This is a genomic window from Neolewinella sp. (assembly GCF_965214665.1).
Taxonomy (GTDB): domain Bacteria; phylum Bacteroidota; class Bacteroidia; order Chitinophagales; family Saprospiraceae; genus Neolewinella.
This window is the reverse complement of the sequence record NZ_OZ243970.1, coordinates 2,206,745-2,226,352: the sequence shown is the minus strand read 5'-3', so window position 1 is coordinate 2,226,352 and position 19,608 is coordinate 2,206,745. Positions and strand designations below refer to the sequence as shown.

14 protein-coding genes are annotated in these 19,608 nt (G+C 59.7%); 5 read left to right on the top strand and 9 right to left on the bottom strand.

The window, feature by feature from the left end:
• Nucleotides 1-64: 64 nt before the first annotated feature.
• The 3 genes from ACOOHD_RS09740 to ACOOHD_RS09730 all read right to left on the bottom strand — a co-directional run bounded on the left by ACOOHD_RS09740 (nucleotide 65) and on the right by ACOOHD_RS09730 (nucleotide 4,403).
• Entirely contained in the window at nucleotides 65-1,375 is a 1,311-nt protein-coding gene (locus ACOOHD_RS09740) for a Gfo/Idh/MocA family protein (RefSeq protein WP_420461375.1), read from the bottom strand.
• A 91-nt stretch (nucleotides 1,376-1,466) separates the two neighbouring features.
• Nucleotides 1,467-2,846 carry an alpha/beta hydrolase family protein gene (locus ACOOHD_RS09735; RefSeq protein WP_420461374.1) on the bottom strand — a complete coding sequence of 460 codons (1,380 nt, stop codon included), beginning with the start codon at nucleotides 2,844-2,846 and terminating at the stop codon, nucleotides 1,467-1,469.
• Nucleotides 2,847-2,912: 66 nt separating this feature from the next.
• A complete protein-coding gene (locus ACOOHD_RS09730; protein WP_420461373.1) occupies nucleotides 2,913-4,403 on the bottom strand; it encodes a family 20 glycosylhydrolase in 1,491 nt (496 codons plus the stop codon).
• A 445-nt stretch (nucleotides 4,404-4,848) separates the two neighbouring features.
• Between ACOOHD_RS09730 and ACOOHD_RS09725 the strand changes: the two genes are divergently transcribed.
• From ACOOHD_RS09725 to ACOOHD_RS09710, 4 genes are all read left to right on the top strand, one after another.
• Nucleotides 4,849-5,493 carry a hypothetical protein gene (locus ACOOHD_RS09725; RefSeq protein WP_420461372.1) on the top strand — a complete coding sequence of 215 codons (645 nt, stop codon included), beginning with the start codon at nucleotides 4,849-4,851 and terminating at the stop codon, nucleotides 5,491-5,493.
• Nucleotides 5,494-5,516: 23 nt separating this feature from the next.
• Nucleotides 5,517-6,476, top strand: coding sequence for a T9SS type A sorting domain-containing protein (locus ACOOHD_RS09720; RefSeq protein WP_420461371.1), 960 nt, complete (start codon nucleotides 5,517-5,519; stop codon nucleotides 6,474-6,476).
• A gap of 221 nt (nucleotides 6,477-6,697) precedes the next feature.
• Entirely contained in the window at nucleotides 6,698-8,890 is a 2,193-nt protein-coding gene (locus ACOOHD_RS09715; protein ID WP_420461370.1) for a TonB-dependent receptor, read from the top strand.
• A gap of 68 nt (nucleotides 8,891-8,958) precedes the next feature.
• Nucleotides 8,959-10,092, top strand: a complete 1,134-nt coding sequence (locus ACOOHD_RS09710; RefSeq protein WP_420461369.1) for a S1C family serine protease — start codon at nucleotides 8,959-8,961, stop codon at nucleotides 10,090-10,092.
• 54 nt (nucleotides 10,093-10,146) lie between these two features.
• Here the strand turns inward: ACOOHD_RS09710 and ACOOHD_RS09705 are convergent, their stop codons facing one another.
• The 6 genes from ACOOHD_RS09705 to kduI all read right to left on the bottom strand — a co-directional run bounded on the left by ACOOHD_RS09705 (nucleotide 10,147) and on the right by kduI (nucleotide 17,351).
• Entirely contained in the window at nucleotides 10,147-13,029 is a 2,883-nt protein-coding gene (locus tag ACOOHD_RS09705; RefSeq protein WP_420461368.1) for an ExeM/NucH family extracellular endonuclease, read from the bottom strand.
• Between the two features lie 58 nt (nucleotides 13,030-13,087).
• Nucleotides 13,088-14,059: a hypothetical protein gene (locus ACOOHD_RS09700; RefSeq protein WP_420461367.1), complete on the bottom strand. Its 972-nt coding sequence runs from the start codon at nucleotides 14,057-14,059 to the stop codon at nucleotides 13,088-13,090.
• Nucleotides 14,060-14,361: 302 nt separating this feature from the next.
• Complete coding sequence (locus tag ACOOHD_RS09695; protein ID WP_420461366.1) at nucleotides 14,362-14,994, bottom strand: hypothetical protein; 633 nt, start codon at nucleotides 14,992-14,994, stop codon at nucleotides 14,362-14,364.
• Nucleotides 14,995-15,062: 68 nt separating this feature from the next.
• Nucleotides 15,063-15,758 (bottom strand): NUDIX hydrolase, encoded by a 696-nt coding sequence (locus ACOOHD_RS09690; protein ID WP_420461365.1) that lies wholly within the window; start codon nucleotides 15,756-15,758, stop codon nucleotides 15,063-15,065.
• Nucleotides 15,743-16,495, bottom strand: coding sequence for an SDR family NAD(P)-dependent oxidoreductase (locus tag ACOOHD_RS09685; RefSeq protein WP_420461364.1), 753 nt, complete (start codon nucleotides 16,493-16,495; stop codon nucleotides 15,743-15,745). Before ACOOHD_RS09685 ends, ACOOHD_RS09690 begins: the two co-directional genes overlap by 16 nt.
• Before the next feature lies 1 nt (nucleotide 16,496).
• Nucleotides 16,497-17,351, bottom strand: coding sequence for a 5-dehydro-4-deoxy-D-glucuronate isomerase (gene kduI / locus ACOOHD_RS09680; RefSeq protein WP_420461363.1), 855 nt, complete (start codon nucleotides 17,349-17,351; stop codon nucleotides 16,497-16,499).
• A gap of 56 nt (nucleotides 17,352-17,407) precedes the next feature.
• On the opposite strand from kduI, the gene ACOOHD_RS09675 reads away from it, so the two are divergent.
• Complete coding sequence (locus ACOOHD_RS09675; protein WP_420461362.1) at nucleotides 17,408-19,465, top strand: DUF4861 family protein; 2,058 nt, start codon at nucleotides 17,408-17,410, stop codon at nucleotides 19,463-19,465.
• Nucleotides 19,466-19,608: the final 143 nt, after the last annotated feature.

Here is a 19,608-nt window from a genome sequence, read left to right as displayed (position 1 = left end):
GTGCTACCTCTGTGAAACCCTCGGTGTGGCTCCGGCAGGAGACTCCGTGGTGAATTTTAGCACGCTAAGGATGCTTGTAGGGATTACGATACTCCCGAGCCAATAGAGTCTCATAACCAGGCGTAATCTCACGTGTACTCGGATCATAAGCCAGTGGCTCCCCCGCCACCAGCGCCAGGTTACCGAGTATACAGGAGGCGGTAGAAATATAGCCCTCCTCAATATCAGCTACGGGGCGGCTACCGGTGTCGATGGCGCGCAGGAAGTCTTCCATATGCGCACGCGTAGCCGGGGCGGCGTGGAGTTCGATGCCCTCCTCGGTCACGTCTTCGGGGAAGGCCTCCCGCTCGTACACGGCCTCTACACGGGTGGTCTCGCCCTTGTGGGGTGTGAAGTCGTACTTAAATATATCGGCGCGCAGGGTACCCTTACTGCCGTAGACCATCAGGGCCCAGGGGAAGTCCTCGTCGACCGCCGGACCGTAGCTGCGGTGCTGCCAGACGCAGTCGAGCTCAGGGTAGGAGAAGATGACCGTCTGGGTGTCGGTGATGGTAGCATCAGCCTCGGTCTGCACGCGGATGCCGCCGGTACTGGCGACCAGGTCCGGCCAGCCAAGGCCGAGCATCCAGCGGGTGGTGTCGAGCATATGTACGCACATGTCGCCGACGATGCCGTTGCCGTAGGCCCAAAAGGAGCGCCAGCGGCGGTGGGGCAGCCCCTTATAGGGGAGGAGGGGGGCGGGGCCGGTCCAGGCGTCGTAGTCGAAAAAGTCGGGCACGGGCTCTACCTCGCGCACGGCCGTGTCGCGCATAGAGTAGTAGCAGCAGAGGTCGACGTGGCCGATCTCACCGAGCAGTCCGGCATCGACGATCTCGGTTTTAGCCCGTACCAGGTGGGGGGTGCTGCGGCGCTGTAGGCCTACCTGTACCACCCGGTCGTATCTCCGTGCCGCATCCAGCACCGCCTCGCACTCGCGGACGTCCACGCCCACGGGTTTTTGTAGGTACACGTGCGCCCCGGCCTCCAGCGCGGCGATGGCCTGCAGCGCATGCCAGTGGTCGGGGGTGGCGATGAGGACGATCTCAGGCTTGGTCTCACTCAGCATCTGTCGGTAGTCGGCGTACAACTTAGGGCTAGCAGCCGGCTGGCGTTCTTTGAGTAGGGTAGCGGCACCTTCCAGCATATGTCGGTCCACGTCGCACAGGCCCACTACCTCCACCTGCGCTACTTGCACTAACCGCAGCAGATCATTCTTTCCGTACCAGCCGCAGCCGATGAGGGCCACCCGTCTAGCAGTCTGCCGGGGCCGCAGGTGCGCAGTGAATGGCAGGGCAAAGAGAGCGGGCGTAGTGTGGAGGAAGGTTCTGCGGTCCATGCTGCTAAGATCGTCCGCCAAATCCTTTTTACCCGACTTTGTCGGCGAAAAGTTCGTCGGCCGACTCGTGTAGCGACGGCTTCAGCCGTCGCTACAGATACCGCGCATCCAGCCAGCTCACAATCGCCTCCAGCACCTGAGGATCGATGGTCACCTCAATCTCCCCATACTCCCCCGGCGACCCCGTCTCCGCCGGCTGCATTAGGTGATTCACCCCCGGCACCGCCACTAGCGTCACCTCCTCATTCCCCGCCCGCTCCAGCGCCGCGCCCACCGCAGCAAGGTTGCCTATCGTCACCTGCCGGTCCAGTTCGCCGTTGATGGCCAGCACCGGCACGGTCACTCGTTCCAGATAGTCCGCCGGATCGAAGGCCAGGAAGTAGCGCATCCAGGGCGAGCTCAGCCCGCTGACGTAGCTAGCCGCGAAGTCTTCCGGCTCAACTATACTCTTTCGTACCTCCGTCGACAGGGAGGGAATCAGTTGTAGAATCGTATCCATAAGTCCCCCCACAAAGGCCGTGTCCGACTGCATAGCGTGTAACTTGGCGTAGCGGTAGGCTGCCCGCCGTACTGACTCATCCGGCGCAATGGTGCCACTGATCGCTCGTTGCTGATCAAGTAGCAGGCTATCGATCGGAATGCCTGGCGCCGCTAGTAGCACGAGAAAATTCACGGAGTCCTCGACCGCCACCATCGGCGCGATCATACCCCCCTCGCTGTGCCCGAGTATGCCAATGGGTACTTTTGAAAACTGGGCCTGATCACGCAGATACCGCAGCGCAGCGCGTGCATCCTGAGCAAAATCCGCGCTGGTGGCGGCTCCGAAGTCTCCGGTACTCTCCCCGATACCCCGGTCATCGTAGCGCAGTACCCCGTAGCCCCGCCGGGTCAGGTAGTCACTCAATACCAAAAAAGGCCGGTGATTGATGGCGGGGCCGAGGTCTTCATTACGGTCCTGAGGGCCGGAGCCAGACACAAAGATCAGTAGTGCCTTCGGTAAAGTATCGGTTGGTAGGGTCAGCTCGCCCGCTAGCGTCACGCTATCCTCCCCACCCGGGAAGGTGATGGCCTCCCGTACGTAGGGGAAGTCGGTTGGCTCCTGGGGCCGGGCGGCGGGTGCCGTAGACGTATCGACTGCATAACCCGCCGGCGGCTCGCGGTAGAAAATTAACTGGGTGGTGAAAGTGGCTTGCTGAAAGGTACCTATCACGCTATCCGAGGCATACTTGCCCGCATAGCTCAGCTGTAGTGCATTTACCGTAAAGAATAGCGAGTCCACAGTCCGCTTCAAAGTAGAGAATGGGATGCGCTGAAGGGACTGCCCGGGGCTCTGTAGACTGCCACTACTCTCGGTCAACTCCAGATTTAGCGGCAGCTGCTGACCGGGCACCTCCAGCACCCCGTACCAACTTTCCCCCGTCTGCGCAGCGAGTAGTGTGGTGAACAGGAATAACACTGCGATAAGCTTCATCCCCCCAAAGTACAATGCTGCCTCTGGCAGCGCCAGCAAAATGCAGCCTCCGGCTGCGCTGGTATTTTACTCCAGCACCCGCGACCCATAAACCCCCACCCCCTGCGCCTCCAGCCACCCCACCTGCGCCCGCAGTCGCCGCTTAAAGTCCTCCCACTCCCGCCGCTCCTGCGGCGTCCAGCCCACCTCAGCTAGAGCCAATAGGCGTGGGAAGGTCAGGTAGTCAATGTCCTCCAGCGTGCGCACCGTCTCACTCCACAGCGGGGCCTCTATGCCGAGGATATCACCGTCCGAGATACCCTCCGCCTGAGTAGCCGGGTCCCACAGATAGGCTGAATCGAGGGGGATGTAGGCCGCCCAGTGCAGCCCAATGCGGGAGGCCGTATCGTACTGCATATCTAGGTAGGTGCGGGTGGCCGGCGACATAATGATCGGATTGCCGCCTTGCTGGGCACGTAAGGCATTCTCCGGATGGGCCCAGAACTGGACGATTGTCCCCTCGGCCAGCTCCGAGGTAGCTACCTCATCCCAGCCGATGGGCGACTTGCCGTGGCTACGCACGATCTGCTGCACCTCGTTCACGAAGCGCACGTAGTCCTCGTGGTCGGTGGCATTACTCTCGTCTCCCCCCAGGTGAAAATAGGGCCCCGGCGTCAGGGCCGCCAGCTGCTTCACGACATCGTTGATGAAGGTGTACACCGAATCCTGGTCCACGTCGAAGGTGCTGAAACCCACCTTAGTGCCCGAGTAAGGCTCTACTGCCTTGCCCTCCACGTTCAGGATGGGGTAGGCCGAAAGCGCCGCATTTGTATGCCCCGGCATATCGATCTCCGGGATCACGGTGATGCCCTTGCGCATGGCATACTCCACCAGGTCACGGTACTCTTCCTGGGTGTAGAAGCCGCCCGGCGTGCCATCCACTTCCGTAGCCGCGCCCACCTCCGTCAGCCGCGGGTAGCCCTTGATTTCGATGCGCCAGCCCTGGTCGTCACTCAGATGTAGGTGCAGGTGATTGATTTTGTAGGCGGCGATGCGGTCGACGACCTGTTTCACCGTGTCAGCCGGAAAGAAGTGCCGCGCCACATCTAGCATATAGCCCCGGTAGGGAAAACGGGGCTGGTCGTCGATCGTGCCCTCCGCGATATAGACTGCACCAACATCCGCACCCGAAAAGTGTAGGACCTGCTCCAACGTTTTGGCCGCATTGAGCATCCCCTCCCGCTCACTGGCCTGGATTTCAATCTGCCCATCGGAAAAGTCGATCCGGTAGGCCCCTTCTCCGATGCGGTCGCTCGTGATGTACTGTAGCGGCAGCACCAGGCCCGGCATCCGCTCATCGAGGTAGCGCTGTGCATCGCCGATCGTGGCGTCGCTGCTGGGCGTCATCTCCCCGCTGTAGGTCTCGTAGTAGCTCACCTCATCCCCGTCAGAGATCGTGGCCGGTAGGGGGATGAGGGGTAGCTCAGAGAGTCTTGGTACATCTACGGGTTGGGGGGGCGGGGCGGGGGCACAGGTGCAGAGTAAACTAGTAACTAAGACCAGACAGTACACGCGCATAGGATTTATTGAGAGTGAGTGACAAATGTAAGCGGCAGAGAAAACTTTAACTAAAAAAACCTGCGAGCTATTACCGCCGGGAGTATCTTACAACCATTCTTCAACCCAACTGAGCAACTCTCGTATTTGGTGGTCTAATGTTGGTTGGCTTCATGGTGTAACGGAATAGGCTACTCCTCTACTTGAGTGGTTCAGTATAAACCATTGACTCATGAAATTTAGTTTACCATTTTCCTCCCGCTTTGTGGGGGGGGGGGGGGTTAATCGCCCTATGCTTTGTTTCTTTAACCTCGTATGCACAGTATGACTGTGGTATGGATCACGCAGTTTATGCAAAGAGTTTTGACCCATATGAGAACGGTAGCGACTGCGATATTGACTTAACAAATGTTCCGGAAAAGTCCGTACGCATCATCATCAGCAGTGGGGATACGACAATAACGTCATGAACTACAATCCTCACGCAAACGCCCTAACGCATGACCAAATTACGCGCATGCATCGATCTCTTCAGGACGACTCATATATCCTCTATTATGGAGCCGAGAGCGCAGTATTGACTGGTACAGTAAACGTTGCAGGCAACAGTAACCCTCTTTACACCGCTAATCAAATTAACGCGACTACGGCTACGGTCAACATCACTGGACCTTCGGTACCATCAATTATGTGGACGAAAACTTCTGGAACGGGTAGCTTCTACTCTTCAAGTGCTGGAAAGTATCTTTCTTTATCAAATCTGGGAAGTATTAACTTGCAGGCAGATTGGAATAAAAGCTGTTCCGACTTTTCAGCAACATACGTCTTCTATAAAGGATACAGCTATACCGCTGGTCCCAATCCTGCTACAAACTTTGTGGAAGTAAGGGAAGATGGAGGACAATCTGACAACGCAGAGAAGTCGCCAGCACCAACCGGAATTACTAAAGTGGAGGTATATGACTACAATAACAAATTGGTAGACACTCAGAGTTTTCCCGCAGGCACGTCCGTTCAAGTCGACATAACTAAGGTTCAACCTGGTATAATGTACCTTGCTGTAACTGGATCGGCTGTCTCCCCGGTGATCTTGAAAATGATCAAACAATGAGGGTTTATCGAATAGCTGGGTTATTGTTCTTTTTACTATCGACTACAATACTCTTAGCACAACAGGTAAACTGGACTGCTAAGGACAACCAGTGGACTTATGGAAGTATTGCTAGAGACACCATTTTCTATCCTAATCAACTGTATATTGGGGCCGACACCACTATTGATGGAGTAACTGCAACATCCGTTTTGCAGCTTAGAGAGAAACGATACGCTGCTTACTCTTTCTATTATACGGATTCACCAAAGATTGACACATTCTTTATATACCAGAGTGGTGACAGTTTACTCTACTACGTAGACAGTACATTTCAAGTCCTTTATGACTTCAGTTTGAGTGTTGGCGATACTATGCAAATGTATGCCCCCCGAGCGTTCAGAGATTTTCGGCTTGCCGGTCAGGAATTTGACGCTTACCGAGTGGACAGTGTTTCAACTCTTATGGTAGGTCAGACTACTCTGAGGGGGCAATATTTACGTAAGATACCCCCTTATCATTTTATCGAAGGCACCTTTATTCAAGGATGGAGGTATGAACTTCTAGGAACATTAAATGGCTATCTTTTTCCGTATGATGGCTTCCAGTGTGATGGCCAGTGTCCCTATTTTTTGCGTTGTTTCAGTGGCAACGGAGAGGATTCCCTTGACTACAAAAGAGTTGATTATGCCTGTGATAGCGTGCTTATAATCAGTAGCGTCAGAGAACCAGACATCGGTTCATTTCTCGCTCTCTGGCCTAATCCAGTTGCTTCGGGTCAGTCCCTAACAATACAGGCCGATGGTAGTATTTCCATTAGAGAGGCTCAGCTAATCCTTTACGATCCGGCCGGTCGGCAAGTCCCTACAAGTTTTGACCTATTAGCCAACAATGCTATCCGACTCACTTTTCCAGCTAGCTTGGCCACCGGTCTTTATACTTTAAGTATTCGTACTGTAGAGGGGCGTGGCGTCAAACGGTTTGCTGTGCTACCAATGAGATAGCAACTCAGGCTGGAACATATACGGCTGTTTCTTAGCGGTCTCTTTAATCACCGGCGGTGGTTAGAGAGGCCGCTTAGTTTTTGGCAAAAGCCACAGACACCGTACCTTTACCCACACAACGGGGTGCTGCGCCCACCAGGGCCAGCTGAGATCATACCCTTTGATTACCACAATCAGGAACCTGCCCGGGTAATGCCGGGAAGGGAAAATTTGTACCGCTTATGCTAAGGCTTCGCCTGATCGCCGCTCTGGTGATCCTCGTTCGACTCCTGCCGGGTCAGACCACCACGCCCGTCGATACCATCGACCAAATCTACGAATTCGACTACCCCATCACCGTCACCGCTACCTCCGCTCGCCAGGAAACGCCGGTGACCTACGTCGACCTTACCAAAAAGGACATCGCCGTACGAAATGTAGGCCAGGACGCCCCCTACCTGCTCAAGTGGACGCCCTCGGTCGTGGTCAACTCCGATGCCGGCACCGGCGTGGGCTACACCGGCATCTGGATACGCGGCAGCGACCCCACCCGCACCAACGTCACCATCAACGGCATCCCCTACAACGACAGCGAGAGCCAGGGGGTGTTCTGGGTGAACCTACCAGACTTCAGTACCTCCACCGACCTGATCCAGATCCAGCGCGGGGTAGGTACGAGTACGAACGGGGCCGGGGCCTTCGGGGCCACGATCAACTTTACCACCGGCCGGGGAAATGGTAAGCCTGGACTTAGTCTCGACGGCGGCGTCGGCAGTTTCGGCACCCGCCGCGGCGTGGTCAGCTATCGCGGCCGCACCGACGGCGGACTCAGCGTAGAGGCCCGCTACTCCAAAATCCACTCCGACGGCTACATCGACCGCGCCACCGCCGATCTAGATGGCTACTACGCCGCCGTATCTAAAGAGGCGGGCAAATCCATCATTAGCTTCATCGCCTTCGGGGGCCACGAGGTCACCTACCAGAGCTGGAACGGGGTCACCCAGGAGGAGATCGACCAGTACGGCCGCACCTACAACTCCGTCGGCACCGAAAAGAAGGGCGCGCCCTACGACAACGAGGTCGACAATTACCGCCAGAATCACTACCAGCTGCACTTCAACCGTAGCCTCAGTACCCACCTCGACCTAAGCGTGAGCGGGCATTACACCCGCGGCCTCGGCTACTTCGAGCAGTACAAGACCGATCAAGATTTATCGGACTATGGCATCGAGCTGCTTCCCTCCTCCGGAGGGACCGAGGGAGGTAGCGACCTCATCCGCCGCCGCTGGCTCGACAACCACTTCTACGGCACCGTGTACAGCCTACGCTATCAGCGCAACAAATGGGACGTCACCTTCGGCGGAGCGGCCAACGAGTACCGCGGCGGCCACTACGGCGAGGTCATCTGGGCCCGCTACGCCGGCGACTCCGAAATCCGCCAGCGCTACTACGACAACGACGCCACCAAGCGCGACTTCAACAACTACCTGCGCGCCAACTACGCCCTGACCGACCGCTGGAACCTCTACGCCGACGCCCAACTCCGCTACGTCAACTACGAGTTTCTGGGCCTGGACGAAAACCTCAGTCTGCTCCAACAAGACGCCGGCCACACTTTTTTCAACCCTAAGGCCGGAGTGGTCTACCTACCCAGCCGCGGCACCCGTGCCTACCTCAGCTTCGGCGTAGCCCAGCGCGAACCCAACCGCAACGACTTCGTCGATAACCCCGCCAGCACCCGCCCCGTACCGGAGAAGCTGTACAACACCGAGCTCGGCTTCTTCCGTACATTGCAGCGCATCAACTACGGCGTCAATGTGTACCACATGGCCTACCGCGACCAGCTCGTGCTCACCGGCCGGCTCAACGACGTGGGCGAATACATCCGCACCAACGTACCCGAGAGCTACCGCCTCGGCGTGGAGCTCCAGGGCGGGGTGCAGCTCACCGACCACTTTACCCTCGGCGGCAACCTCACCCTGAGCCGCAACCGCGTCCGGGCCTTCACCGAGACCCTCGACGACTACGACGCCGCCTTCGACTACCTGGGCCAAACGGAGCTGCCGCAGGAGGATACCCCACTCAGTTTCAGCCCCGACGTGACCGGCGCGCTCGAACTCGCCTACGACCGCAGCCTGCGCGCCCATACCTTCGAAGCCGCCCTCCAGACTAAGTACGTCGGCGCTCGCTACGTCGACAACAGCGGTGCGGCCCAGAGCGAGCTACCCGGCTACTACTACAGCGACCTACGCCTCAGCTACGGCTTCCGCAAGCGCTACCGCCTCACCTTCCTGCTACGTAACCTTACCGATCAGCTGTACGCCAGCAACGGCTGGAGCTACCGCTACCGCTTCGACGGCGCGCCTTCGACCACGCTGGGCATGTACCCCCAGGCGGGGCGTAACTTCCTACTGAGCGTGGGGCTGGATTTTTAGGACTTCCACAACACCCAAGCCGACGTTCGGCGCGTTACCATTGCCCCCCAAGTAACCGTCGCGCCCCCGTGAAAAACTTCCTCCTTTCCTTCCTCATCGTCCTAGCCGCTTTTGCCGCCGGCCGCTACTGGTTTCCCGCTCCGGCATCGCAGCCCACACTGGTCGATGCCGCTTACACCGGGCCGGTACCCGATCGGGCCAGCCGGGTCGACTCTACTTACGCTGGCACCCGCGACCGCGCCCCCTATACGCCCGATGAGGAACGTACGATTCAGCTGTTCGAGTCCGCCTCGCCGGCCGTCTGCTTTATCACTACGAAGGCGATGCGCCGTACGTTCTGGAATTACGGGGAGGTGGAAAGCGGCTCCGGCTCGGGCTTTATCTGGGATAAGGCGGGGCACGTGATCACGAACTTTCACGTCATCAACGGGGCCAATACCAGCTCCATCGCCGTCACGCTGAGCAACGGACAGACCTACGATGCCCGCGTGGTCGGCTTCGAGAAGGAGAAGGACCTGGCGGTACTCAAGATCGATGCCCCGGCCGCTGCCCTGCAACCCATCCAGGTCGGTACCAGCCAGAACATCCGTGTGGGCCAGGCCGTGTACGCCATTGGCAACCCCTTCGGCCTCGACCAGACGCTGACCACAGGTATCGTCTCGGCCCTCGACCGCGAGATACGCAGTCAGGCCGGGGTACCCATTAAGGGGGCCATTCAGACCGACGCGGCCATCAATCCGGGCAACTCCGGGGGTCCGCTCCTGGACAGCAACGGTCAGCTTATCGGCGTCAACACCAGCATTTACAGTCCCTCGGGGGCCTCGGCGGGCATCGGCTTTTCCATCCCGGTCGACGTGGTTCGCTACGTAGTCGACGATGTGATCCGCTACGGGGAGGTGCGCCGGGCGGTGCTGGGCGCCGATCTGCGGCAGGTGAGCGGTTACCAGGGCCTGGTGGTGCTCACCGTAGAGCCAGCGGGCGGGGCCGCAGGTGCCGGACTCAAAGGTGTGACCGTCGATACACGGGGTCGGCGCTACCTCGGTGACGTGCTCCTCGGCATCAACGGTAACCCTACGCTCAGTAACTCGGACCTTTACCTGGAACTGGAGAAGTACCAGCCCGGCGAGGTGGTCAAGCTGAACATCGTGCGCGATGAGCGGCGGGCTACTTTGGAGGTGCAGCTGGGTAGCTCGGTGGATTAGGCGTCCGACGCTTACAAGCGATTAGGCGTCCGACGCTTGCAAGCGTCGGACGCCTTACAGCACCAGCAGTTTGAACGCAGCCTCACCGGCCCCCGGCTCCCGCAACAACACGAAGTAAATCCCAGTAGGCAATTCCGCTACGCTGATCCGGGCACCCCGCACCGGAGCCACCCCGTGCCCCAGCACCTGCCCCGCCGCATTCGTCAGTAAGTAGCGACCCGCGCGCTGCATCCCGCTGAAGGTGTAGGTATTTGTGTCTAGCCGCTGAAGCTCGACGCGGGAGCCGCCCGGCACGCTGTTGCTTACGCTATTGACGATCTGCTTGAGATCGATACCCACCACGATAGGGTCGTGATCGCTGAAGCGGTAGAAGTCAGGGGCGTAGAGGTCCTCACCGGCCCCCTCGGTGTTATAGTCAAGCACGGCGGGCTCGGGGGTGTTGACCGTCCAGGCGGTAGCACCGGTGATGAAGGGGGCCAGGGAGTCACTGGCCAGAGCGTAGTCGAGGCTTCCCCATTCACCGCCGAAGACGTAGCTTGGCGGACCGCCACCACACGGAAATTTAGTGTTGCCGTTGAGAGTTTTGGCATTGACGTAGCCGGCATCTTCCAGCGCCACGATAGGGTCCTCCATACGGTAGGCGTTGAGGTCGCCGATGATGAGCACGTTGGGATCGGCGACGCCGGTGGGGTTCGTGGCGAGCCAGTCAGCCAGGGCGCGGGCGCCGGCGGTACGGGTGCCGTTGCAGTTGCCCGCCCCGCCGTCATCATCATCGTCGCCGGCCCCGCAGCCGCCGCCCTTGCTCTTGAAGTGGTTGACGCTTACGGTGAGCTCCTCGCCGAGGTTGCTGCTGGTGGGGTCGATGACGCGGAAGGTTTGGGCCAGGGGGACGCGGTTGGTACCGGGCCCTATAAATAGCTCGGCCGGGGTGGCCAGGGCGGCGGCGGTGCCGGATTCGGCGATACGGTCCGTGCGGTACACCAGGGCCACCATGATCTGGTCGTCGCCGGTATTGGGCGATTCTACGTAGGCATAGGGTACTCCGCAGCGGGCCGTGAGGGCATCGACCAGGCGGGCCAGGGCCAGGTTGCCGTTGTTCTCGATCTCGATGAGGCCGATAATGTCGGCATCGAGCACGCAGAGGGCGGCAACGATCTTATCTTCCTGACGGACGAGTTCGGCCTCGGTATCCGCGCCACGGCTGCCCAGGGTGGTGAAATAGTTGAGCACATTAGCGCTGACTACGCGAATCTCACCACCCACCTCCGGGGCAGTGGTAGGGCGCTCGTTGCCACTCAGCGCAAGGTTCTCGGTCTGCGTAGGCTGGATACGGTAGCGGTCGAAGTCGTAGCCCAGCACGCCGGTGAGTCCGCTGACGGTCTGTCCGGCGCGGATCTGATCGGTAGTCTCCAGGGTATCGGTACCGGCGAATAGGATGGGTAGGTTGCTGCTGCCCCCGCGGCCGTCGTCGATCAGTAGCCGGTCTGCGGCAATGCTATCCTGATAGGCGGCAAAGGCTGCGGCATTGGGCCGGTTGCACTCGGTGAACTGAATGAGGCGCTCGTCGGAGGTCACTTCCACCTCCCCGAAGCGGGCCAGACTGCTAACATCGGTGATCACCAGATCGCGGGGCGTGACCCGCATCCCCTCTAGCGCCTCGAGGAGGGAGTCGGGGCGGGGCAGCATCAATGCACGAGCGGAGGGTAGGGGAGTACCGGTCGCCTCCACCGTGACCCTTGCACCGGCGTCCCCGCCCCTAAGCTGGGTCTGGCCGAAGCGTTCCTCCACGATGCCGGTGACGGTGACCAAATCGCCCACGGTTACTTCCTGATCGGGCGCGAACACAAATATGCCTTCGGAAGTGAGGCTATCCTGATCCGCATCAGCATCTTCCTCCTGTACGTAGAAGCCGCCGAGCCCCTCCTGAAAATCACCCGTCACTACTGCCTGTATGGTGACTACGTCGCCGGCCAGCGGACTCACGTCGCCGCGCCCCTGTATGAGGTGGATGCCGATGGGGTCGGTGCCAACATCGTCGTCGAGGATCAGCACCTCCGCGGGCGCCCCCAGACTATAGCTGCCGTCACTAACCGAGTCGAGTGTAAGGACGATGGTCTCCGTCCCCTCGATCACCTCATCATCGAGTACCGAGACTACGAGCTGTGCAGCTTGCTCACCGGTAGCGAACGTGAGCGTATTGTCACCGGGCAGTAGGTAATCGATGCCTAGGGTAGCCGTACCACCGAGGCTGAATGCGACCGTGAAAGGAGCCGCGGCCGGCTCGGACAGTAAAATACTGAAGCTGCCGTCAGTGGCAGGCTCGGCTAGGTTGACGGGATTCTCGATGGAGACCGTGGGTCTGCTAGGGCCGCCGGCCGGTTGGTAACTACCGAAGGGCACGACCGCACCAATCTTCGCGTAGCTGAACCCATCCAGTAGGTCATTGCCGGGGATCGTCCAGTTGGTCGCCACCCAGTCGCCATCAGGCCCGGTGCCGTCCTGGCGGTAGAGGTAGCTGTCGGTGTAGATGCTGGCATCGTCGCCAATGGGTCCGCCCACCTGATCGATGATGGTGCCGCCGAGTTCCAGGGTGAAGGCGTCGTTGCCGTTGCCGCTCACGGTGCCCGAGGAGATCACGTTGGTAAAATTGCCCGCCGTACCAAAGGTCTCGACGAAAGCATCCGTATCATTCACAACGTACACGAAGGCATCGGTATAGGTCCCCGATAGCTGTACCGGTGTGCCGTCCGTGTTCGTATTGGCGTAGCGCTGAATAGTGTAGTCGCTCAAGTTGACCGTGCCCTGCACATACAGCTCGAGGGCGCGGGGCGTGGCACCGGGGCCGGTGCCGTCGAGCAGACCGGTGAGGATGACCTGGCCCTGGGCGATAAGGCTAGTGCTCAGTAGGCAGCTCAAGATCAGGTATAGCAGTCGCATGTGCCGGAATTTACTTCACGTAAAAGCACAAATTTAGGTGACCGACCGGGAATGCGACCTACCGGACCAGCAGGCGACTCATAAGAGCACCCTGGCGTACCAAGTAGACTCCGGCAGGCAGTTCGGCGGGCAGGGTAAACTGAGGGGCCTCGCGGTCGGGGGTGGGGAAGCGGGCTACCAGACTGCCGTCAGCACGTAGTAGGCTGATGTCGGCTGTGGTGATGTTGCTAAGCGTAATGAGCTGTCCTGCACTTGCCGGATTGGGAAATAGTGCATTTGTACTGGCTTGTCCGTCCAACTTGACCGCCAGTACATCGAAGGTCGTGCGGCTACCGTCCAAGTCCTGCTGGGCCAGGCGGTAGTAATGCGTACCGGGGCCTGGGGCAATGTGAGTGTAGTCATAGGTAAGCAACTGATCGGAGCTTGCGCTACCTGCTACCCTAGTCAGTTCGAGGAAGGTGATGCCATCTTCGCTGTACTCGATAGTATAGAAGTCGTTATCCATTTCCGTGATGCTCGACCACTGTAATAGGATGTTGGCTACCTGAGGCGTAGCCGTCCAGCTAAGTAGCTCGATGGGGGCGGCGGCGGCGGCGGCGCGCACCTCGGAGGTAGCTTGCGGAAGCTGCGAACGGGAGTAGGAGGTTCCGTTGTAAACGAAACTTCCGTTGCCCGAGGCCGTCGTAGCGCGCACCTCGAAGGAAGTTGCACTCGGGTCGATGGGAAAGTCGCTGAGCAGCGCAACGGTCCGGTTGCCATTGATCGAAGTGTTGATCTCGAAGGTGGCGGCTCCCAGGCTTAGCTCCCGTTGGTTCTCGCCGGTCCCACAGGTAGAGGGAAACGTGAACGTGACCCCTTTTTGCAGATTGAAGCGAAATGTTCCCTGTAGTACCCCCGTAGCGGAGATGTTGCCGGGGCAGAGCCCACAGATATCGAAGTTAGACCGGTCAACGGTGCAGGTGGTGATAGTTTGCGCGACCGCAGCAATGCTTCCGGCAAGGAGCACGATCAGGGTGATTAGCCTTGTCATAAAGAATGTGTGTTGTGAATAGTGTCAGCTGGTTTCACCATATACCTGTGTGAAACCGTCTACTAATGTACGGTCTACTCACCACCGGCGGATTATCGTCCTGGCTTGCCGCCGTGAAGTCCAGGTAAGTACCCACGTAGACCGGGTCGAACGCGTTATAGTATCCCTTTAAACCCCAGGAAAATTATATGTTAAAACTGACTGAGCCTAGAGAAAATGCGTTATGCGCTTTCTAAAATTGAAAAGCTCCGGCACGCCGAAGCATGTCGGAGCTGCTCGCTTCCGTAGGGGAAGATCGAACGTTACTTACTCAACGTGTAGGGCATCCGCTTACTGGCGTTGCGCATGAGTGATTCTACGAGCTGTTCGGGGCTATTAAAGACCGTGCCGTTGGCTTCCCAATCGTAATTCCAGACCAAGCCGGACTGGGCGTCGTGGATGTCCATATTTACCGTCGTGCTATTGGTAGTCCCCCAGGCACCGAAGAGGACGCCGAGGGCTGCGGCGGCTCCTTGGCTCATTGGTTTACTGGTGTTGAACCGGGTGGTGATGATGGCATCGACGCCGAGGGCTTCGCAAATTTCCGCCGGGGTCAGGACGCGATTATCGACCGTATACCCGGCGCGCTCCAGCTTGGCGTTGGTGGTTTCGACGTCCATGATTTCGAGACTACGAATCTTGCCCTGCTGCTTGCGGCGCAGCATCCAACTGTAAATTTCGCGCTGAAAGGTGAAGGTGTCTTCGTAGGCGGCGTCCGCCAGGACCTGGGGATCGTCTTTGGGCCGGCCCTTAATGGCTACGGTGGGGGGGACGATGGCGATCAGCTGGTGCGCGCGGGTGGTGGAAGCCATATTGGGTGCCTCGTAGATCTTGGGGCCACAGGCGGTGAGGACCAGACACAGCGGTAGGGTCAGTAGAAAAGAAAAAATACGCATGGGAAAAAATTGTGAGTGTCGCGGATGCAAAAGCGAGCCGCCGGTGAGTGAATGAATGTACGGATACCTCAGTCGTGGGGGGTGGCCAGGGCACGCTGTAGCAAAACGGCGTCGCTACGGTACACGGCCGGCCCTCCCTTAACGCCACTGCGTTTTGCCCCGGTATCAATCAAAAAATCGTAGGCTAAGACCTTGCGCCGAAAATTACGGCGGTCCAGCGGCTCCCCCAAAATTTCCTCGTACAGTTGTTGTACCTCACTGAGCGTAAAGTCATCCGGCAGCAGGGCAAAGGCCAGGGGGCGCGTACGCAGGTGCACCGTCAGTCGCATCCAAGCATCGTCCAGCAGCTCGCGGTGGTCGAAGCCCAGGGGGGGGAGTTCCGTCAGTCGGTGCCAGGCCGCCTCACTTAGGTACCCCCGTGCGACCGGTGTGTGGTGCTCGGGTCGTACCAGGGCGTAGTAGGTGGTGGTCACCACCCGGCGCACTGGGTGGCGGTCGGGGGCACTGTAGGTGGCTACCTGGGTGAGTTGGAGATTAGAGACCCCTACCAGCTCCCGTAAGACCCGCTGCCCCGTGTCCTCGAGGGTCTGGTCGGCGGCCATGGCACCGCCCGGCAGCACCCACTGCCCGGCGAAGGGCTCCACGGCGCGGCGCACCAGTAGCACCCGTAGCTCCCCCTCGGCGAAGCCAAATACGACACAGTCGACGGTATGGGTAGCCGCCGGGCTCTGCGCCGTGACGCGGGTGCTTAGCGACCCATCCATCCGCCGTCGACGGTAAGCACCGTACCCGAAACGTAGTCGGAGGCGGCACTGGCCAAAAAAACGGTGGGGCCCTTAAAGTCATCCGGCTCCCCCCAGCGGCCGGCGGGGATGCGACCGAGGATGGCCGCGGAGCGCTCCGCATTATCCCGTAGCGCCTGGGTATTATCAGTCCGCACGTAGCCCGGGGCAATGGCGTTAACCTGCACACCGTGGCCGGCCCACTCATTAGACAGCGCCATGACGAGCTGACCGATGGCCCCCTTAGAGGCCGCGTAGCCCGGCACGGTGATGCCCCCCTGAAAGGTAAGTAGCGAGGCGGTGAAGATGATCTTGCCGCTGCCCCGGGCTACCATGTCCCGGCCGAACTCGCGGGCTAGGAGAAAGGGGGCGGTCTGGTTCACGGCGATCACCTCGTCCCAGTAGGCATCGGAGTGCTCGGCGGCGGGGGCGCGGAGGATGGTGCCGGCATTGTTGACCAGAATATCGGGGGTGCCGTGTGTTTCCTTGACCTCGGTGATGAAGTCGGTGAGGGCGGCGCGATCCGAAAAATCGCAGCGGTAGGCAGTAAAGCGGCGGCCAAGATCGGTCACGGCGGCGGCAATGGCATCCTCGGCCGTCAGACTAGCCGAGACACCGATGATGTTCGTGCCGGCAGCGGCCAGCCCCTCCGCCATCGCGTAGCCGATGCCGCGTTTGCAGCCGGTGACCAGGGCCGTCTTTCCAGAGAGGTCGAACATACTAGCGGATGGTGGAGAGTGGGGCGGCGTCCATGTCCGCGAAGGACTGATTCTCACCGGCCATGCCCCAGACGAAGCGGTAGGCCACCGTGCCGGCACCACTGTGGATCGACCAGGGTGGGGAGATCACGGCCTCCTCGTTGCGGACGGCCAGGTGGCGAGTCTCCCCGGGGCTACCCATGAAGTGCATGACGAGCTCGTCCTCCGGCAGATCGAAGTAGAGGTACACCTCCATGCGGCGGGCGTGGGTGTGGGGAGGAAAGGTATTCCAAATGTTGCCCGCTACAAGCTCCGTGAAACCCATTACGACCTGGCAACTCGGGATACCATCCTCATGGATGTACTGGTAGAGCACCCGCTTATTGGCGTGGGCCTCGTCGCCGAGCTCGATGCGGTTGGCCTCGGCCTGGGTCGCTTTCGTGGTGGGGTACTCCCGGTGGGCGGGGGCGCAGTTGAGGTAAAACTTAGCGGGCTCCCCGGCCGCGTCGCTGCGGAAGGTCACCTCCCGGGAGCCGCGGCTGACGTACAGACAGTCGAAGCGGGCCATGGGGTAGTCGGTGCCGTCTACGGTCACGCTGCCGGCTCCGCCGAGGTTAAGGATGCCGAGCTCGCGGCGCTCCAGGAAGTAGTCGGACCGTAGCGCGTCGTCGTTTTCCAGCCGCAGCGCTCCGCCGGTAGGCACCGCGCCCCCGAAGATGAAGCGGTCGTAGAAAGAGTGAAACAGGGTGACCGCCCCGGGGGTCATCACGCCGGTGGCGAGAAATTCGTCGCGGAGCTCGTTTGTGGTCTGGGTCTTGAAGTGGTCGGGGTGGACGCCGTAGCGCATTTCCATGAGTCGTAAAATTTTCTGCGTCAAATATACACGGAAGTTAATAGTCCGGACTAACTTTAGGCAGATCATACTGACTCACTATGCGCATTCTACTTCCTTCGCTGGTCCTATTGTGCCTGTTGCGGCCCGTACTCGCTCAACAAAGCCCTGCACCTGCGGCCCCGCCCGCTTTATCGACAGACAGCATCTTTTCCCTGGCGAAGGAAAAGTACCTGCACGCCGCGACCACCCTGGATACCGCCGCCGGCCTACCCCGTAATGCCTGGGACGACGGCACCTGGCGGCAGGTCGACCGGGAGGACTGGACCAGCGGGTTCTTCCCCGGTATCCTCTGGCAGGTGTACGCCTACGACCGGGACCCGGAGGTGCTTGCCGCTGCCAAAATGTGGACCGAGACCCTACGGCCCAACCAGACCTACGACCGCAACCATGACATCGGCTTCATCATGTACTCCAGCTTCGGCAAGGCCCTGGAGCTGACCGGCGATACGGCTACCTACCTACAGCCCCTGCTTACGGCCGCCCGTACCGGAGCCGGGCGCTTTAACTCCACCACGCGCACCATCCGCAGCTGGGACCGGGCCGATACCAACCACCTAACCATCGTGGACAATATGATGAACCTGCATCTGTTCACTTTTGCGGCGCGGGAGACGGGGGATAGTAGCTACCTGGAGATGGTGCGCGCCCACGCCGACCGTACTGACGCCGAGCAGTTCCGTCCCGATGGGAGTAGCTACCACGTGGTGGATTACAATCCAGCCGACGGCAGCGTACGTAGCCGCCACACCCACCAGGGCAAGGGCGACGAGACGGCCTGGGCGCGTGGACAGGCCTGGGCCATCTACGGCTTTACGGAGATGTACCAGGACCTGGGGGAGCAGCGTTACCTCGACCGGGCCATCTCTGCAGCTGACTACTTCATAGAAAACCTGCCGGCGGATACGGTTCCCTACTGGGACTTCGATGCGCCGGGGGAGGAGCGGGATGCCAGCGCGGCGGCCATCGCGGCAAGCGCCTTTGTTCCCCTGAGTGAGGCTACGGGAGAGGCGAAATACCGGAATGTCGCCGAACGGCTACTACTGGCGCTGAGCAGTCCGGAGTACCTGGCCGCTGCGGACGATCCGATGGGCGGTCTGCTCCGCCACCAGACCGGCAATAAGCCGCGCATGCTCAACAACGGCGAGGATGCCCGCGTGGCCGAGGTGGACGTCAACATCAACTACGGCGATTACTACTACCTGGAGGCCCTCAACCGCCTCAGCGACACGAGGATGAGTCCGGGTATGGGTGGAACGAATATCCGCATGGCACGCCACGACGAGGCCGGTAACTGGAACGAGCTCACCGAGGCCACCCGCGACACCGACCACCTGGGGCAGATCTTACCCCCCGTTTACCAGAGCGAAGGGCCTATGTGGGAAAACGAGAACGTCGGATTTCGGCTCTACTTTGATGAGCGTAATGGCATCGACATATTCGGTAAGCGCACCAACGATATGATTCTTGATAAGGTCGGCATGGAGGTCGAGAGTTATCACGAGCTACAGCCCTGGGGCATGGACGTGCTCAAAGTCGGCAACTCCCTCGGCGCAGGCAGTATCGGGCTTATGATCGGCGATAGCGTGTACCGACTGGGCGATGCGGCCGAGGAGCACTTCCGCATCCTGGAGGAAACACCCGAGCGCTCCCGCTTCCTGCTCGATTACAATGGCTGGGAGGTAGCCGGCCGCACCCTCGATCTAGATTGGGAGATTAGTATCGAAGCGGGCACCTACGGCTATGGGTCCAGCGTGACGCTGACCGGGCTACGGGGGGATGAGGAGCTACTGACCGGGATCGTCAATCTGCACAGCGATACGGTGTACACCGAGCAGCGGGGTGATCGCTTCGTAATGTACACCTACGGTCCGCAGGCGGAGTTGGACAATACGCTGGGCATGGCTGTTTCGGCCGAGCAAGATGACGTGCTGGGGCAGGGCGAGTTCACGCCCGACGATACGCCCGTCGGCTCGACCTACTACCTACGGCTGAAGCTGACGGATGGGCAGCCTACGACGTACCGCTTCACCGCGGGCTGGGAGCCTGGTAATGCGGCTTTTGGTACGCGGGAGGGGTTTGCACGGGTGATCGAGTAGTCCTAAAAAGAGGAGCGGCGGACCAAGGCCCGCCGCTGCACCGAAAATGTGTTTGTGTCTAAAAGTGTCTAATAGCTACAGTGTCGAAAAGTAAAACAAATAGAATAGCTGCTGTAAAAGCGTCATTATTTATAGTGTTATTG

Bases quoted from the DNA above. Each gene is read 5' to 3' on its own strand.
- ACOOHD_RS09740 (WP_420461375.1), bottom strand. From the start codon at position 1,375: ATGGACCGCAGAACCTTCCTCCACACTACGCCCGCTCTCTTTGCCCTG.
- ACOOHD_RS09735 (WP_420461374.1), bottom strand. From the start codon at position 2,846: ATGAAGCTTATCGCAGTGTTATTCCTGTTCACCACACTACTCGCTGCG.
- ACOOHD_RS09730 (WP_420461373.1), bottom strand. From the start codon at position 4,403: ATGCGCGTGTACTGTCTGGTCTTAGTTACTAGTTTACTCTGCACCTGT.
- ACOOHD_RS09725 (WP_420461372.1), top strand. From the start codon at position 4,849: ATGAACTACAATCCTCACGCAAACGCCCTAACGCATGACCAAATTACG.
- ACOOHD_RS09715 (WP_420461370.1), top strand. From the start codon at position 6,698: ATGCTAAGGCTTCGCCTGATCGCCGCTCTGGTGATCCTCGTTCGACTC.
- ACOOHD_RS09705 (WP_420461368.1), bottom strand. From the start codon at position 13,029: ATGCGACTGCTATACCTGATCTTGAGCTGCCTACTGAGCACTAGCCTT.
- ACOOHD_RS09700 (WP_420461367.1), bottom strand. From the start codon at position 14,059: ATGACAAGGCTAATCACCCTGATCGTGCTCCTTGCCGGAAGCATTGCT.
- ACOOHD_RS09695 (WP_420461366.1), bottom strand. From the start codon at position 14,994: ATGCGTATTTTTTCTTTTCTACTGACCCTACCGCTGTGTCTGGTCCTC.
- ACOOHD_RS09690 (WP_420461365.1), bottom strand. From the start codon at position 15,758: ATGGATGGGTCGCTAAGCACCCGCGTCACGGCGCAGAGCCCGGCGGCT.
- ACOOHD_RS09685 (WP_420461364.1), bottom strand. From the start codon at position 16,495: ATGTTCGACCTCTCTGGAAAGACGGCCCTGGTCACCGGCTGCAAACGC.
- ACOOHD_RS09675 (WP_420461362.1), top strand. From the start codon at position 17,408: ATGCGCATTCTACTTCCTTCGCTGGTCCTATTGTGCCTGTTGCGGCCC.